This window comes from Streptomyces sp. NPDC090442 (assembly GCF_044769405.1).
In the GTDB taxonomy this organism is placed as follows: domain Bacteria; phylum Actinomycetota; class Actinomycetes; order Streptomycetales; family Streptomycetaceae; genus Streptomyces.
In genome coordinates this window covers 25582-40394 of sequence record NZ_JBIVXW010000025.1, presented here as the reverse complement: position 1 = coordinate 40394, position 14813 = coordinate 25582, and the positions used below count along the sequence as shown (strand labels likewise).

Sequence of the window (14813 nt, the reverse complement as noted above, 5' to 3'; positions counted from 1 at the left end):
GCGCACCACTTCGCCGTCGTCGAGCTCTGCCAACGACGCGTCAGACAACGGCCCTCATGCCGCCGCTTCGCCCAACACCGCCGTGGCGACGGGTGGTTCGGGGGCGGAGATGCGGTACGTGGACCTGACCGGCAGCCGGGAGGCGGCCGGTCGTGCCATCCGGATGAGCGACATGGCCAAACGGCTACCGCAGTTGGTGCGTCGGTCACTGGCGCTCGCCTGGCGGGTCGACCGCGCGGCGACCGTCGGGCTGCTGCTGTGCCAAGGGGCCACCGGTGTGATGCAGGCCCTGGGGCTGGTCGCGATCAGCGGCACCCTGACCGCGCTGTTGACCAGTGGGGACGTCTACCAACGGCTGCTGCACGCCTGGCCGTCGGTGGCCCTCCTCGCCGGTGCTGCCGGAGTGCGTGCGCTGTTGGGGATCACCGTCACCTGGCTCTCCTCCCGGCTCGGTCCGCTGATGTCGCGCGAGGCCGAACAGATGCTGCTCACCGGCTGCGCGGAGGTGGAGCTGTCCGCCTACGACGAGCCCGACTTCAACCGCGACCGGGAGGCCGCCGACCGCGGGGCGCAGGTCACCGGGGACCTGATCAACGAGGGGCAGGACCTGATCGCCTCGGCGGCGTCGTTCCTCGCCGGGGCGATCGTGCTGGCCGGGGTGCACTGGGCGCTGCTGCCGCTCCTGGTGGCGGCCAGTCTGCCGCAGGCCGTGGCGCAGGTCAGCGCCGCGCGGGTGCGGTACTTGGCCAATCTGCGCAGCAACGGCGACGCCCGCATGCTGTCGGTGCTGCGGTGGCACATCTTCACGCGGGAGGCCGCCGATCAGATCCGGGCCGGCACCATGGCCGCCTTCCTGTCCGACCGGTACCGGCAGACGGTCGCCCGGATCAACCGCGAGGACCGGGCCGCGGCCGACAAGAGCGCCCGCATGTCCCTGACCGGCTCGCTCTGCGGCGGCCTGGGATCGGCCGTGGTGTGGGCCGCGGTCGTGTGGCTGCTCGCGACCGGCCACATCAGCGTGGGGCACGCGGGGACGGCGGTCTTCGCCCTCCAGACGGTCGGGCAGTCGGTCCGCGGACTGGTCGCCATCGGGGCACGAGCCGTGCGCACGGGCCTTTACATGGATGACTGGAGCGGCTTCTTGGACAAGGCGGGCGGATTCCGCATGTCCCGCGGTGCGGTCCGGCCCCGGCCGCCACGGGAGATCGAGCTCAGGGCCGTCTCCCACCGCTACGCAGGCAAGGGCAGCAACGCGCTCTCCGACGTCTCGCTCACCCTGCGCCGAGGCGAGGTCACCGCCCTGGTCGGCTTCAACGGGTCGGGCAAGTCAACACTGTCGAAGCTGGCCAGCGGTCTGTACCTGCCCACGGACGGCCAGGTGCTGTGGGACGGTGTCCCCACCGGCGACGCCGACCCGCAGGCTCTGTGGCAACAAGTCGCCCTGGTACCACAGGACTACGCGCACTGGCCGCTGACGGTCCGCGAGAACATCACCCTCGGGCAGCCCTCGCCCCGTGGCGACGTCGCGGTGCGCGAGGCGTGCGCGGCCGCCGGGGCCGACGAGGTCGTCGACAAGCTGGGAGCCGGTCTGGACACCCTCCTGGCCCGCGAGTGGCTCAACGGGGAGGAACTCAGCGGCGGCCAGTGGCAACGGATCGCCCTCGGGCGGGCGTTCTTCCGCCAGGCAGGCTTGTTGGTACTGGACGAGCCGACCGCCAACCTGGACCCCCGGGCCGAATACCGCATCTTCCAACGTCTGCGGGACCTGGCACAGGACCGCGTGGTGCTGCTGGTGACCCACCGCATCACCAACGTGGCCGTGGCCGACCGGATCGTCGTCCTCGACGAGGGCACCGTCGTCCAGGAGGGCACCTACCACCAACTCGCCCACGCACCGGGCCTGTTCCAGCAACTCCTGTCGTACCAGGTCACCTCCGACGCGACCGAGAACACCGGCACCGACAACAAGCAGGTCTTCCCGTGACCGAGACCTGTACGCCAGGCCGGGCGCCCCGCCCCGCACGCGGTTCCGGCGACTTCCCACAGAGCGCCCCGCGCAGCCACACCCACAGCCACGCGAACCAACGCACTATCGGCACGGCTGAAGGAGACCGATGAACCCCCATCGCGACACCGTCCCTCCGGGCCTACCCACACCGCGCATGTCGGTGGCCGCACACGCCCGTTCCCGCCACGCCGTCTGGATGTCCGCCACCGCGCTCTTCACCGACCCGCTCGGTCGTGTGCTGCTGGTCAAGCCGACCTACCGCGAGCAGTGGCTGCTACCGGGCGGTGCCGGCGAGTCCGGCGAGAGCCCCGCGCAAGCCTGCCGACGCGAGATCGGCGAGGAACTCGGCCTCGCACGCGCCCCGGGGCGGCTCCTCGCCGTCCACTGGCTGCCCCCGGACCACCCCGACGTCGACGCCGGCCTGCAACTGCCTGGCGAGATCCGTTACATCCTCGACGGCGGCACCCTCAGCGAAGAGGTGATCGCCTCCCTGCGCGTGCCCGAAGACGAGTTGGCCGGCTTCGAGTTCGTCGACTCCACGCAGGTGGAGCATCGGATGATCCCCGTCGACGCGCGGATCGCACTGGTCGCCCTGCGGGCCCGGGTCTCCGGGACGACCGCACACCTGGAGGGCGGCCGACACGTCGGGGAGCCGCCGCCGCTGGACCGGTACGACGTACGGGTCCGGCCGCGGGCCGGGCACCGGCTTCCCCTGCGCGACGATCCGATGCCGGCCGACCTGGAAGTGCGCCAGGCATGGGGCTGGTTGTTCGTGCCGGACGGCCGAGTGGTCCTGGTGATCGACCCCGGCAACCGACTTCCGGCGCTGCCAGGCGGACGGGTCGAGCGGACCGACGCGTCCCCCGAGGAGACCCTGCGGCGCGAAGCCGTGGAGGAGGCCCGGGTCACGATCGACGAGCCGCTACGCCTCGGCTGGGTGCACGACACCACCGGCACGGCAGACGGTGGCGCCGACTCGTACGCCCGACTGCGGCTGACCGCCAGGGTCACGGCGGTCGCCCCGGTCGCCGAGGACCCGGCCACCGGGCGCACCTTCGCGCGACTGCTCGTCACCCCCGAACAGGCGGCCGCACTCCTCGGTTGGGGCGAAGAGGGCCACCGGCAGGCGAGACGGGCGGCGCACCTCGCCCACACCCGCTGGGGCATCCCCCACGCCGCCCCCTCGGCGATCGCGGAACTGCCCGCCGGCGGTTGCCGCGTGTAGTGCCGTGGCGCGCGGTGCCCGGTTCGGGTGGGACGAGCCGCCGGGCGGGCGCGCGCAAACCACCGCTCGCCGTCCCGCCCCGCCCCCGCCGCCTCCGGCGAGGGGCGGGGCGGGCCCCGGCGGTCAGCAGGGTGCGGTGTGCGGGGCCGGGCGCTATTCGCCCGGGGCGAGGGTTCGGGCGAGGACGCGCGCCGCGTCGGCGATCAGCGCGTTGTTCGTCGGTGCGTCCTGGGTGGTCTTCGACGACAGCACGATCAGCACGAGGGGCGTCCGCTTCGTCGTCCAGGCAACGCCGATGTCGTTGGCGACCCCGTAGTCGCCGGTACCCGTCTTGTCCGCGACGACCCAGCCGTCCGGCACTCCGGCGCGGATCCGCTCGTCGCCGGTGGTGTTGCCCTTCAACCAGGCGATGAACCGGTCGCGTTGGGCGTCGTTCAGGGCCCGGCCCACGGTCAGGCGCGCGAAGCCGTTGCCGTACGCCTCCGGTGTGGTGGTGTCGCGGAGGTCGCCGGGAATGGCGGTGTTGAGCTCGGGTTCCCAGCGGTCCAGGCGGCTCGCCGGGTCGCCCAGCGAGCGGAAGAACCGGGTGAGGCCGGGCGGGCCGCCGAGTTGGCGGAGCAGGAGGTTGCCGGCCGCGTTGTCGCTGTGCTGGATCGCCGCCGCGCACAGGTCGCCGACCGTCATGCCGGTGTCGACGTGCCGCTCGGTGATCGGGGAGTAGGGCAGGATGTCGGCCGGCGGGTAGTGGATCACCTTGTCCAACGGGGCGCAGTGACCGTGATCGCGCAGCACGGCCGCCGCGGCGAACGCCTTGAACGTCGAGCACATGGCGAACCGCTCCTGCGCCCGGTGGGACACAGCCTGTCCGGTGCTCATGTTGCGGGCGTACACGCCGAGACGTGCGCCGTACTTTCGCTCCAGCGCACGCAATTCGCGGGTGGCGCCTGGTAGTTGACTGCCCGGCACGGTGGTTGTCGAGGCGGCGGTTGCGGAGGCGGTGGCGCTGGTGGCGAGGACGGCGGCGGAGGCGGCGAGGCCGGCCCTGAGGAGGCCGCGGCGGGGCAGAGGGGTGGCGTTGGGCATGCGCAGAGTTCTCCCGTGATCGTCGTCGTCAGGCGGGGCCGGCCCGGCGAGCGTGCCGGGACCGACTGTGACGGGAGTCAGCGAAACAGTCACCCACCGCTCATGTCCAAGAGTGAATATTGAACGCCTCAGAACATATTGATATGACTGCTGGATGGACCTGCTCGCACACCTTGAGGCGTACGTGGCGGCCGTCGACGAGGCCAGCTTCTCGCGCGCGGCCGACCGGCTCGGCATCGCCCAACCGCTCCTGAGCCGTCGCATCAAGACGTTGGAGACCCACTTCGGCGACGTGCTGTTCGACCGCTCGCGGCGGCAGGTCGCCGTCACCGACTTCGGGCTGCTCCTGCTGCCGTACGCCAAGGACGTGCTGGACCGGGCGCAACGACTGCGGCAGGTCGCCCGGTCGGCCAGGCAGTCGGCGATACGCGCGGTCGGCGTGCCCGCGGACTGCGGACCGGCGGCCCTGGCCCGGGTCATCCGCGCCGGCACCGAGCACGAGCTGCCGCTCGGCGTCCACGAACTCCCGCCGGACGAGCGGGTGTCGGGCCTGGCCGACGGGACCCTGGCGTACGCGCTGTTGCGGGTTCCCCCGGGGAACGCGGCCCTTCGGGTGCCGCTCGGTCTGGCCTCCGCACCGTCGCCGGAGGTGTCTTCGGATGCCTTGGAGGGGCCCTTGCCCGGCCAGGCAGCGGCTCGGACTCGGGCCCGTCGTCGGGTGATCCACCTGGAGGATCTGCGCCCCGCGCGCGGGCGTCGCGCTGCGGGCGAACGGGCAGACGCGCGACCGGCCTCCGTGCCGATCCTCACCACGGCGGAGGATCACGTCCCGTACCTGCGGGACCGGCTGGGTCGGGCGGCCGCGCGGGCCGGACTGCCGGAGGGGTTGATCCGGCCGGCCGGATCGCTGGCGACCGCGCTGGCCGAGACGCTCGCCGGGCGGGCGACGCTGCTGTGCACCGAACCGTTCGCGCGTCAACACGGCGCCGACTGGGCCGCATTGGGCGACGCGTCGCTGCACCGCGGCTACGATCCGGGGGCCGCGCGGCGGCGGGCGGATGCGGCCGAGGTGCCGGGCTGGCTGGTCGCGCAGTTGGCGGCCGCGGTCGGCGCCGCGCCGCCCGGTCCGGCCGGGGTGCGTGACGCGGCTGCGGGCGAGCACGCCCCGGCGCTCCTGGCGGCGCGCGGATGAGCGCCGACGCGGTGGAGCGGGCGACGTGCGTCGCCAGCGGTGGTTGGCTGCGCGACGTCGCCGAGGCGATCGCCGCGGACTGGGAAAGCCTGGGCGTCCGCGGGTCGTTCCTGGCCCGGGACATCGACACCGGCGCGCAGCTCGGCTTCGACGTCGACGCACCGGTGCCGCTCGCCTCGGTGGTGAAGGTGCCGCTGGCCCTGGTTGCCTTGGACCGGATCGCGGCCGGAGAGCTCGACGCGGCCCGGCCGATCACCATCGATCCGACCACCAGCAGTGTCGGGCCCACCGGCCTGGCGGCGTTCCGGTACCCGGTCACCGCGGCCGTCGGCGACCTGTTGTTCATGATGCTGTCGGTGAGCGACAGCGCCAGCGCCGACGCGTTGTTCGGGCTGGTGCCGGTGGCGGACGTCGACGCCCGGCTGCGTGCCTGGGGGTGTGCGGACATCCGTGTCCGGCACCGGCTCAACCGCATGTACGAGTGTGCCGCCGGTGCCGCCGGCAACGACTTCTCCCTCGCCCTGGAACTGGCCATCCGCGACGACCGCTCGGGCCACCACACCATCGAGACCCTCGACCCGGCCCACGCCAACCTGGGCACCGCCACGGCCCTCGCCGACCTGCTGCAACGCGTGTGGCGGGACGAGATCGCGCACCCCGACGCGACCGCCGAACTGCGCCGGATGATGGGCCTTCAGGTCTTCACCCAGCGCCTGTCGAGCGAGCTGCGCACGGACACGGTCCGCGTCAGCGGCAAGACGGGGACCTTCCTCCACCTGCGGCACGAGATCGGCGTGGTGGAGGCCGAGTCCGGCCACCGGATCGCGATGGTCGCGCTCACCCGCTCCGATCGCCGGGCCAGCCTGGCTCCGGACATCGACCTGGCCATCGGGGCCGCGGCACGGGACGCCTTCGAGGCGCTACGCCGCTGACTGCCACGATGCCACTGACAGGCGCTGCGCCGCCGAGCCGCCGATCGCCACGGCTCACCAACCCACCGCGTCCGCCAGCAGGTCCACCTGTTCCAGGCCGCCGCCGTGCGGCAAGAGGATGAGTTCGTCGCAGCCCGCTTCGGCATAGGCGGCGACCTCGTTGGCCACCGCCTCGGGACTGGACAGGCCCGCCTCGATGCTCTCCGTGGTGAAGGTGCCCGAGGTGTAGTAGTTGGTGAGGCTGTCGTGGAGGCGTTGCGGCGCGTCCGGGCCCAGCGCGAAGTGGGCGGTCCCCACCAGGCGGGGCACGCCCGCCCGGCCGGCGTCCCGCCATGCCTGTCGGACCGCCGGGACCAGGGAGCGGAATTTCTCCACGCCCTGCGCCCCGCCGATCCAGCCCTCTCCGTAGGTGACCATGCGCCGCAGGGTGGGCCGGGTGAACCCGCCGAACAGCAGGGCGTCGAAGAGCCTGCCGCGACGATGGAAGTCGACGCCGCCCGTGCGGTAGTCGTCCTCCCGGGCGCCCGGTGCCAGGCCCAACACCAGTCGGCCGCCGGACAACCGGTCGAGTGTGGCGGCGGACTTGGCGAACAGCGCGTGGTTGGCGCGCTGCGGGGCCAGCAGGATGGTGGTGGTCAGGCGCACCCGGGCGGTGGCTCCGGCGGCGACGGCCAGTGCGGTCAACGGCTCGTAGTTGTCGTAGACCAGGCGGTCGGTGGAGCCGAGCGAGGCGAAGCCGCGTTCCTCGGCGCGCCGGGCCCAGTCCACGAGGGACAGGCCCGGGTCGGGGCGCAGTCCGGGGAGTCCGATGCCGATGTCCATGGTGCCGCGCTCCTCCTGGGTCGGGGCCGAACGCCCCCACCCCGTCATGAGGGGAACGGGCCGCCCGCCTGCCGGTACGCGGCCCGTGACGCCTACGGTCGGTCGCCCTCACGCTACCCGGTGAGTGGGCGCGCGCGTCAGACCGGCGCCCCGGGCCGTCCGGCCGGCCCGCGGCCGAGAAGGCGTCCGACCCGCTCCGCGACGACCTCCGGCCGCTCGGCCTGGATGAAGTGTCCCGAGTCGACCTCCTCGAACCGACCGTCCACCACCCCTTCCACCCAACGCCGTTGGTGTTCGGCCAGCTCGACGTGGTGCCGCTCGCGGCCCCGCACGGGGCGGGCCGCCGAGAGCAGGACCGTCGGGCACGTCGGGCGGGGCGGCTCGGCGCGGAGCCGCGGGATGGCCGCGCTCGGTGGAGCCGGCGCCCGAGGGGCCGGGACGCGGTCAACGCCGTCGGCGCCCCGGCCCGTGGATCATCGTCAGCGGTTCTCGCAGAGGGCCGAGGAGGCCGCGGCGGTCATCTTGTCGATCGCCGCCTGGGCGTTGAGTTGGACCATGGAGTTGGTCATGACCGCCACGTGCCGGCCGTCGGGGGTTGCCGCGGAGAACGACAGGTAGCCGGGCACGCCGCCGTTGTGTCCGAAGGCCACCCCGCCGCAGGGCAAGGGCAGCCGGTCCAGGCCCAGGCCGTACGGGGCGTGGGCGCCCGGGGTCTCCATCTGCGCCAGGCTGGCCCGGGAGACGAGCTTGCCGTCGACGAGTGCCTGGAAGAAGGTGGCCATGTCCCGCTCGGTGGAGGTCATCGCGCCCGCGCTGTGGAAGAGGGACGGCTCCAGGAGGGTGGTGGCGTCCTGCCAGTAGAAGAACGGCCCGACGCGGATGCCGCGGTAGCCGTGTACGTAGGGGTCGGCCAGGGTGCGGTCGCCGGGCTCGGGGAAGCGGGTGTCGGTCAGGCCGAGCGGTTCGATGATCCGGCTCGTGATCACCTGACCGACCGGCGTGCCGGTGACCTTCTCGACGAGCATGCCGAGGATCTCGAAGTTGGTGTTGCTGTACTGGAAGGAGGTGCCCGGCGGGAAGGCCGGGCGGTGGCTCAGTCCGTCGCGCACCAACGCGGCCAGGGTGTAGGTGCCGTCCGGATCGGCCTGGGGGTTGGGGACGTTGGTCGGGATGCCGCTGGTGTGTTGGAGGAGTTGGCGGACGGTGATGGTGTTGCCGTCGTAGCCGTTGCCGTCGACCACGCCGGGCAGGTAGTGCTCGATCGCCGTGTCGAGGTCGACCTTGCCGTCGTCCACCAGTTGCAACACCGCGACGGCGGTGAAGGTCTTGGTCTGGCTGCCGATGCGGTAGTGGTCGGTGGGCTGGACGGGCCGGTTGGCGTCGGTGGTGCCGGTGCCCACGTGGAGGCTCCAGGAACCGGACGGGTCCCCGGCGTAGAGCCCGGCACCCGGGCCGCCGATTGCCTGGAGGGCGTTGAGCGATGCCTGGGTGGCCTGGTGTCCGCCGTCCGTCGCGGCCTGTGCGGGGGACGGCGGGAGCAGGGCGGTCGTGGCGAGCACACCGAGTGCGGCCGCAAGTCTCCACTTACCTGGGTTTCTGGCCATGGAAGCTCCTTTATTGGATTTACGGGTGCATGCACAGCAATGACCGAACATCCTCGTACATCCGGGGGTGCCCTGTTGAGGGTGGCTTCGGCCAACTACGGGGTGGCAAGTGGCCCGTTGGTGTCGGACGGGGCGAGGAGGCGGCGGAGCCAGCGGGTGCGGGCGTGCTGGGCGTCCTGGCTGAGGGCCGCCCGTGGGGCGAGGGTGTCGTAGCCGTGGCAGGCTCCGGGCCAGACATGCAGTTCGGCCTGGCCACCGGCCCGCCAGAGGGCGTTGGCGTAGGCCACGCCCTCGTCCCGGAAGGTCTCGACCGATCCGACCTCGATGTAGGTCGGGGGCAGTCCGGACAGGTCGGTGGCGCGGGCGGGTGCGGCGTAGGGCGGGAGGTCCGCGGCGCCGTACCGGTCGCCCAACAGCGCCTGCCAGGCAGTGGCGTTGGAGGTGCGGTCCCAGAGGTCGATACCGGCCATCTGGTGGCTGGAGTAGGTGGTGTTGCGGTCGTCGAGCATCGGGCAGACGAGGAGTTGGCCGATCGGTGTGGGGCCGCCCCGGTCGCGGGTGAGCAGGGCGAGCGCCGCGGCCAGTCCGCCGCCGGCGCTCTTGCCGCCGACGATGATGCGGTGGGCGTCGATGCCCAGGCGTGTCGCGTGCGAGGCGGCCCAGGCGAGTCCCGCGTAGCAGTCCTCCACCGGTCCGGGGTACCGCGTCTGCGGCGCCAGCCTGTACTCGACGGAGAGGACGGCCAGTTCGAGCGGGAGCGCCACGTTGCGCAGCAGCCGTGGGAGCACGGACCAGGCGTCGCCGCTGATCATTCCGCCGCCGTGCAGGTAGTAGAGCGCCGGCAGCGGCCCGGCGATCCCGGCGGGCCGCGCGCTGACCAGCGTGAGGTCCGGGCCGCCCGGCGCTCCCGGCACGCGCAGCTCCGCCACCTCGAAGCGGCCGTCGGCCCGGAGGTCCCGGAGGGTCGGCCTGGGGCGGGCCGCGGCGTCCTGCTGTTGTCTGGCGGCGAGGTTCTCCGGGGTGAGCGGAGTCCTCACCTCGTCCCCCAACTCCGCCAGCACGGCGCTCAGTTCGGGGTCGAGCGGCGGCGCGGCGCCGATCGGTTGGGGGGAGTGGGGTTCCCAGGGCGCGTCATCAACAGTCATGACCTGCCGCCCGGGAGCGCTCGCGCGAGATTCATGCGGCGTAGTCAACCACCCGCCGGGCGGCGGCGACTGCCACTCGGTGGAGGTCGCGGAGGGAGGAAGGTCACAGATGGGGGCCTTGAACGCCGCTGGGTGCGGCGGTTGTTGAGGGGCGGTGTCGATGAGCGGCGTCCTCACCGTCGTGAGGGGTGCGGGCCGGCACCGGTCGTGATCCGTATGTGATCGGCGTCCCGTAATGTCCCCCTGGGCAATGTTCAAGACATACGCGAAGAACGCGGGGGGCAGTTCATGACGTACCGACGTGCGGCGATACCGGCGGTGGCCGGTGGGCTGCTGCTCACGGCGCTGCTGTGGTGGGCGGGGGCGAGCGTGCACGCGTTGCAGCTGCCAGGCGCCACCAACGTGGTCGACGGCCAGACCGTCGCGCAACTCCAGAGCTGGCTCCTGCCCTGGGCGTACGACCCGCTCGGCGCGGCCCGGTTCGGCAACGCGATGGCGGGCGGGGACGCGGCCGGGACCGACGGTGCGAGCTATGCGGCGTTGGAGGCGACCGGGCAGCAGATCCGGTTCGGCGCGGTCCTGGTCTTGTTCTCGTTGGGGGCGCTGTTCCTGCTCCGCAGGCTGCCGCCGGAGCGCGGTCGGACGTCGGCGGCGCTGTGGGCGCTGTGGGCCTGGGGACTGGTGGCCGGAACGCTGGCGGTGACGGTGTCCGCACCGTGGTGGATCGCCTCAGGGGGGCGCGGCAGTTTCCGTTTCCTGCCGCGCCTGGCGGGGGTGATCGCCTCCGGGCGGGAGGTTCTGGTGGTGACGGCGTTGGTCGCCGCGGCGGCGACCGTGCTCGTGGCGCGGCTGACGGCCAACGGTGCCGGCCCGCTGCCGCGGGAGGTCGTTCCGACGCGCGCCGCGCGCCTGTCGGCGACCGTCGGGACCGCGGTGGTCGCGTTGGCCGTGGTGGTCGTCTCCCGGCAGTCGGTCGCCGCCGCGCTCCAGTCGGTTTCCCCGAGCGTCGGGGTGTTGTCGGAACCGGGCGATCTGCTGCGCCAGTGGCTGCTGTTCGGTGCGTGGTCGGGGCCGGTCGACGGGGCGTTCGGGGCCTGGCTGTTGGACCGCGGCGCGGACGTGCTGCTGCTCGTCGTGGTGTGGTGGGCGCTGCGGCGACTGCCCGGGCTGCTCACCCGGGCCACCGTGCCGGCGATGGTGATGGGCGGGGTCTGTGCGACCGTGCTCGGGCTGCTGGCGAGCGAGTTGCTGCGGGTGGTCCGCGGCGCGGTGGAGATGCCTGGCGATCCGCTGCGCCTCCTGAGCGGCTTCGCCGAGGGTGTCCCGGCCGCGTTGGTCTGGGGACTGGTGGCGGGCGTTGCGGCCGCGGTAACGCTGCGGGTGGCGACGGGCCGCGCGGAGGTCGCCGGCGCCGCGCCGGACGGCCCGGAGCCCGCCCACCCGTAGGGCCGCGGGGCGCCGCCCAGTTGGCGCGGCGCCCCCGTCAGCCCGTGCGCCTCAGCTCAGCGTCTTCAGCGCGGCCGCGTCGTAGGGCTGGAGCTCCGCGGAGCGGTCGGCCAGGACCTTGGCGGCCCACTCCGGGTCCTGGAGGAGGGCCCGGCCGACGGCGACCAGGTCGAACTCGTCGCGCTCCAGGCGGTCGAGGAGGTTGTCGATGCCCTGGACCGGGGCCCCGTCGCCCTGGAAGGCGCGGACGAAGTCGCCGTCGAGGCCGACCGAGCCGACGGTGAGGGTGGGCCGGCCGGTGAGCTTCTTGGTCCAGCCCGCGAGGTTGAGGTCCGAGCCCTCGAACTCGGGGAGCCAGTAGCGGCGGGTGGAGGCGTGGAAGGCGTCGACGCCGGCGGCGGCCAGCGGGGTCAGGATCGCCTCCAACTCCTCCGGGGTGTCGGCCAACTTGGCGTCGTAGGCCTCCTGCTTCCACTGCGAGTAGCGGAAGATCACCGGGAATTCGGGCGAGACGGACTCGCGGACCGCGGCCACGATCTCGGCCGCGAACTTCGTGCGGGCCACCGGGTCGCCGCCGTAGGCGTCGGTACGGCGGTTGGTGCCGGCCCAGAGGAACTGGTCGATGAGGTAGCCGTGGGCGCCGTGCAGTTCGATGCCGTCGAAGCCGATGCGCTCGGCGGCCGCGGCGGCCTCGGCGAAGGCGCCGATGACGTCGTCCAGGTCGCGCCGGGTCATCGTCTTGCCGCCCTCGGTGCCGTCGACGCGGAGGCCGGAGGGGCCGACGGAGGGGGCGGCGGCGAAGGGCGGCTCGCCCTCCTTGCGGACCGTGCCGATGTGCCAGAGCTGCGGCACGATCGTGCCGCCCGCCTCGTGGACGGCCGCGGCGACCTTCGCCCAGCCGGCGAGCTGCTCGTCGCCGTGGAAGCGCGGCACCCGGTCGCTGTTCCCGGCGGACTCGTGGCCGACGTAGGTCCCTTCGGTGATGATCAGCCCCACGCCCGCGGCGGCGCGGCGGGCGTAGTACGACCGCACGTCCTCGCCGGCGACGCCGTTCGGGGAGAACATGCGCGTCATCGGCGCCATCGCGATGCGATTCGGGACGGTCAGGCCGTTGAGCGCGACGGGGCGGGACAGGATCTCGGCCGCGCGGGAGGCGGGCGACGCGGGGACGGTCACGGGGACTCCTCGTAGGTACCAGTCAAGAAGAAGGCACGCATGGGTTGCGTGTAGAAGCCAACCTGACTGGCGGTCCGGGCATTCCGACCGCCCGGTGCACCCCGACGTGATCCTGACCACGTGCCCGGGCGGGGCGGTCGCCGCGGCGTTCGAACGCATCGCCCACGGCCGCCACACTCCGCATTACCGGACAAATGGGCGGATAGCCTTCCCGGCGGTGCTCGGCCAGTCCGAAAACCGGCGGCCCGCACCCGGCGCCCCGACCCACCGTCCACGAAAGGCCCCCACCACCATGACCGCAGCGCAGACCATCACGCTCGGGCCCGAAAGCGACCTGCCCCAGGTCTTCGAACTCGCGCAGCAACTGCGCGTGGACTCGGTGCGCGCCAGCACCGCGGCGGGTTCCGGGCACCCCACGTCGAGCCTGTCCGCGGCCGACCTGATGGCGGTCCTGATGACCCGCCACCTGCACTACGACTGGGACGCGCCCGACAACCCCGCCGGCGACCACCTGGTCTTCTCCAAGGGACACGCCTCTCCCCTGCTGTACGCGATGTTCAAGGCGGTCGGCGTGGTCGGCGACGAGGAGTTGCTGACGACGTACCGCCGCTTCGACCACCGACTCCAGGGCCACCCCACCCCCGTGCTGCCCTGGGTCGACGTGGCCACCGGTTCGCTGGGCCAGGGCATCGGCTACGGCGTCGGCATCGCGCTGGCCGGCCGGGACCTGGACAGGCAGCCCTACCGGGTGTGGGTGCTGTGCGGGGACAGTGAGATGTCCGAGGGGTCGGTGTGGGAGGCCCTCGACAAGGCCGGCCACCACGAGCTCACCAACTTCACCGCCGTCATCGACGTCAACCGCCTGGGACAGCGCGGCCCCACCGAGTTGGAGTGGGACACCGCCGCCTACGCCCGCCGTGTCGAGGCGTTCGGCTGCCGCGCGCTCGTGATCGACGGGCACGACCTGCCGGCGATCGACGAGGCGCTGACCACCGCCGCCGACGGCCAGGCACCCACCGTCGTCATCGCCAGGACCGTCAAGGGCCGCGGCGTCGCCGAGGTGGCCGACAAGGAGGGGTGGCACGGCAAGGCACTGCCCGAGGACCTGGCCGAGCGGGCCGTCGCCGAACTGGGCGGCGTCCGGCACCTGCGCGTGCGCGGCCCCCAACCGCCCGCCGCCGCGCCCGTATCCGTCCCGGACGCCGGCCCCGTGGAACTGCCCCGCTTCGACGTCGGCGACAAGGTCGCCACCCGCGTCGCCTTCGGACGCGCCCTGGCCGCCCTCGGCGCCCGCCCGGAGGTCGTCGCCCTGGACGCCGAGGTCGGCAACTCCACGCACGCCGAGGACTTCGAGAAGGTCCACCCCGAGCGGTACTTCCAGACCTACATCGCCGAACAGCAGATGATCGCCAGCGCCGTCGGCATGGCCGTCCGCGGCTACCGCCCCTACGCCACCACCTTCGCCGCCTTCCTCACCCGCGCCCACGACTTCATCCGCATGGCCGCCGTCTCCCAGATCACCATGGCACTGTGCGGAACCCACTGCGGCGTCGAGATCGGCGCCGACGGGCCCTCCCAAATGGGCCTGGAGGACCTGTCGATGATGCGCGCCGTCCACGGCTCCACCGTCCTCTACCCCAGCGACGCCACCTCCGCGGCCGCCCTGACCGCCGCCATGGCCGAGCTCGACGGCATCTCCTACCTGCGCGCCACCCGCGGCGGCTACCCCGTCCTCTACGACGGCGACGAAGCGTTCCCGGTCGGCGGCTCCAAGACCCTGCGCGAGGGCGAGCACGACCACGTCACCCTGATCGGCGCCGGCGTGACCCTGCACGAATGCCTGGCGGCCGCCGAACACCTCGCCGCCGACGGCGTCCAGGCCCGCGTCATCGACCTGTACTCGGTCAAGCCGCTCGACGTCGCCGCCCTCGCCCGGGCCGCCCAGGACACCGGCGCGCTCGTCGTCGTCGAGGACCACCACCCCGAGGGCGGCGTCGGGGAGGCCGTGCTGTCGGCGCTCGCCGCCAGTGGCAACCACCCGGCCTTCACCCACCTCGCCGTCACCAACCTCCCGGGCTCCGGCACCACCGGCGAACTCCTCGACGCGGCCGGCATTTCCCGGTCCCACATCGCCCAGGCGGCCCGCGCGCTGATCCAGCGTTAGCGGCGTCGTCCGGCGG

General features: G+C 73.1%; 12 protein-coding genes. 6 read left to right on the top strand and 6 right to left on the bottom strand.

Features of this window, described 5'->3' with window-relative positions:
* Positions 1-109: 109 nt before the first annotated feature.
* Positions 110-1984 carry an ABC transporter ATP-binding protein gene (locus ACIQU6_RS18985; RefSeq protein ID WP_403482849.1) on the top strand — a complete coding sequence of 625 codons (1875 nt, stop codon included), beginning with the start codon at positions 110-112 and terminating at the stop codon, positions 1982-1984.
* A gap of 130 nt (positions 1985-2114) precedes the next feature.
* Entirely contained in the window at positions 2115-3233 is a 1119-nt protein-coding gene (locus ACIQU6_RS18980) for an NUDIX hydrolase (RefSeq protein WP_403482777.1), read from the top strand.
* A gap of 153 nt (positions 3234-3386) precedes the next feature.
* Here the strand turns inward: ACIQU6_RS18980 and bla are convergent, their stop codons facing one another.
* Positions 3387-4316: a class A beta-lactamase gene (bla, locus tag ACIQU6_RS18975; RefSeq protein WP_403482776.1), complete on the bottom strand. Its 930-nt coding sequence runs from the start codon at positions 4314-4316 to the stop codon at positions 3387-3389.
* Positions 4317-4470: 154 nt separating this feature from the next.
* On the opposite strand from bla, the gene ACIQU6_RS18970 reads away from it, so the two are divergent.
* Entirely contained in the window at positions 4471-5508 is a 1038-nt protein-coding gene (locus ACIQU6_RS18970; protein ID WP_403482775.1) for a LysR family transcriptional regulator, read from the top strand.
* Positions 5505-6440: a serine hydrolase gene (locus ACIQU6_RS18965; RefSeq protein WP_403482774.1), complete on the top strand. Its 936-nt coding sequence runs from the start codon at positions 5505-5507 to the stop codon at positions 6438-6440. The genes ACIQU6_RS18970 and ACIQU6_RS18965 overlap by 4 nt, the downstream gene beginning before the upstream one ends.
* 54 nt (positions 6441-6494) lie before the next feature.
* On the opposite strand, the gene ACIQU6_RS18960 is transcribed toward ACIQU6_RS18965, so the two are convergent.
* The 4 genes from ACIQU6_RS18960 to ACIQU6_RS18945 all read right to left on the bottom strand — a co-directional run bounded on the left by ACIQU6_RS18960 (position 6495) and on the right by ACIQU6_RS18945 (position 10011).
* On the bottom strand, positions 6495-7262 hold the full coding sequence (locus ACIQU6_RS18960; protein ID WP_403482773.1) for an LLM class flavin-dependent oxidoreductase: 768 nt from the start codon (positions 7260-7262) through the stop codon (positions 6495-6497).
* A 137-nt stretch (positions 7263-7399) separates the two neighbouring features.
* The gene (locus ACIQU6_RS18955) at positions 7400-7594 is read right to left on the bottom strand and encodes a hypothetical protein (RefSeq protein ID WP_403482772.1); all 195 of its coding nucleotides are present in this window, start codon (positions 7592-7594) and stop codon (positions 7400-7402) included.
* Positions 7595-7741: 147 nt separating this feature from the next.
* Positions 7742-8866 (bottom strand): serine hydrolase domain-containing protein, encoded by a 1125-nt coding sequence (locus tag ACIQU6_RS18950; protein WP_403482771.1) that lies wholly within the window; start codon positions 8864-8866, stop codon positions 7742-7744.
* Between the two features lie 95 nt (positions 8867-8961).
* Entirely contained in the window at positions 8962-10011 is a 1050-nt protein-coding gene (locus ACIQU6_RS18945) for an alpha/beta hydrolase (RefSeq protein WP_403482770.1), read from the bottom strand.
* A 288-nt stretch (positions 10012-10299) separates the two neighbouring features.
* Here ACIQU6_RS18945 and ACIQU6_RS18940 point away from each other — a divergent pair, with 288 nt between their 5' ends.
* Positions 10300-11457, top strand: a complete 1158-nt coding sequence (locus ACIQU6_RS18940) for a hypothetical protein (protein ID WP_403482769.1) — start codon at positions 10300-10302, stop codon at positions 11455-11457.
* A 51-nt stretch (positions 11458-11508) separates the two neighbouring features.
* Here the strand turns inward: ACIQU6_RS18940 and ACIQU6_RS18935 are convergent, their stop codons facing one another.
* A complete protein-coding gene (locus tag ACIQU6_RS18935; protein ID WP_403482768.1) occupies positions 11509-12633 on the bottom strand; it encodes an NADH:flavin oxidoreductase in 1125 nt (374 codons plus the stop codon).
* A gap of 292 nt (positions 12634-12925) precedes the next feature.
* On the opposite strand from ACIQU6_RS18935, the gene ACIQU6_RS18930 reads away from it, so the two are divergent.
* The gene (locus tag ACIQU6_RS18930) at positions 12926-14797 is read left to right on the top strand and encodes a transketolase (RefSeq protein ID WP_403482767.1); all 1872 of its coding nucleotides are present in this window, start codon (positions 12926-12928) and stop codon (positions 14795-14797) included.
* Positions 14798-14813 lie beyond the last annotated feature (16 nt).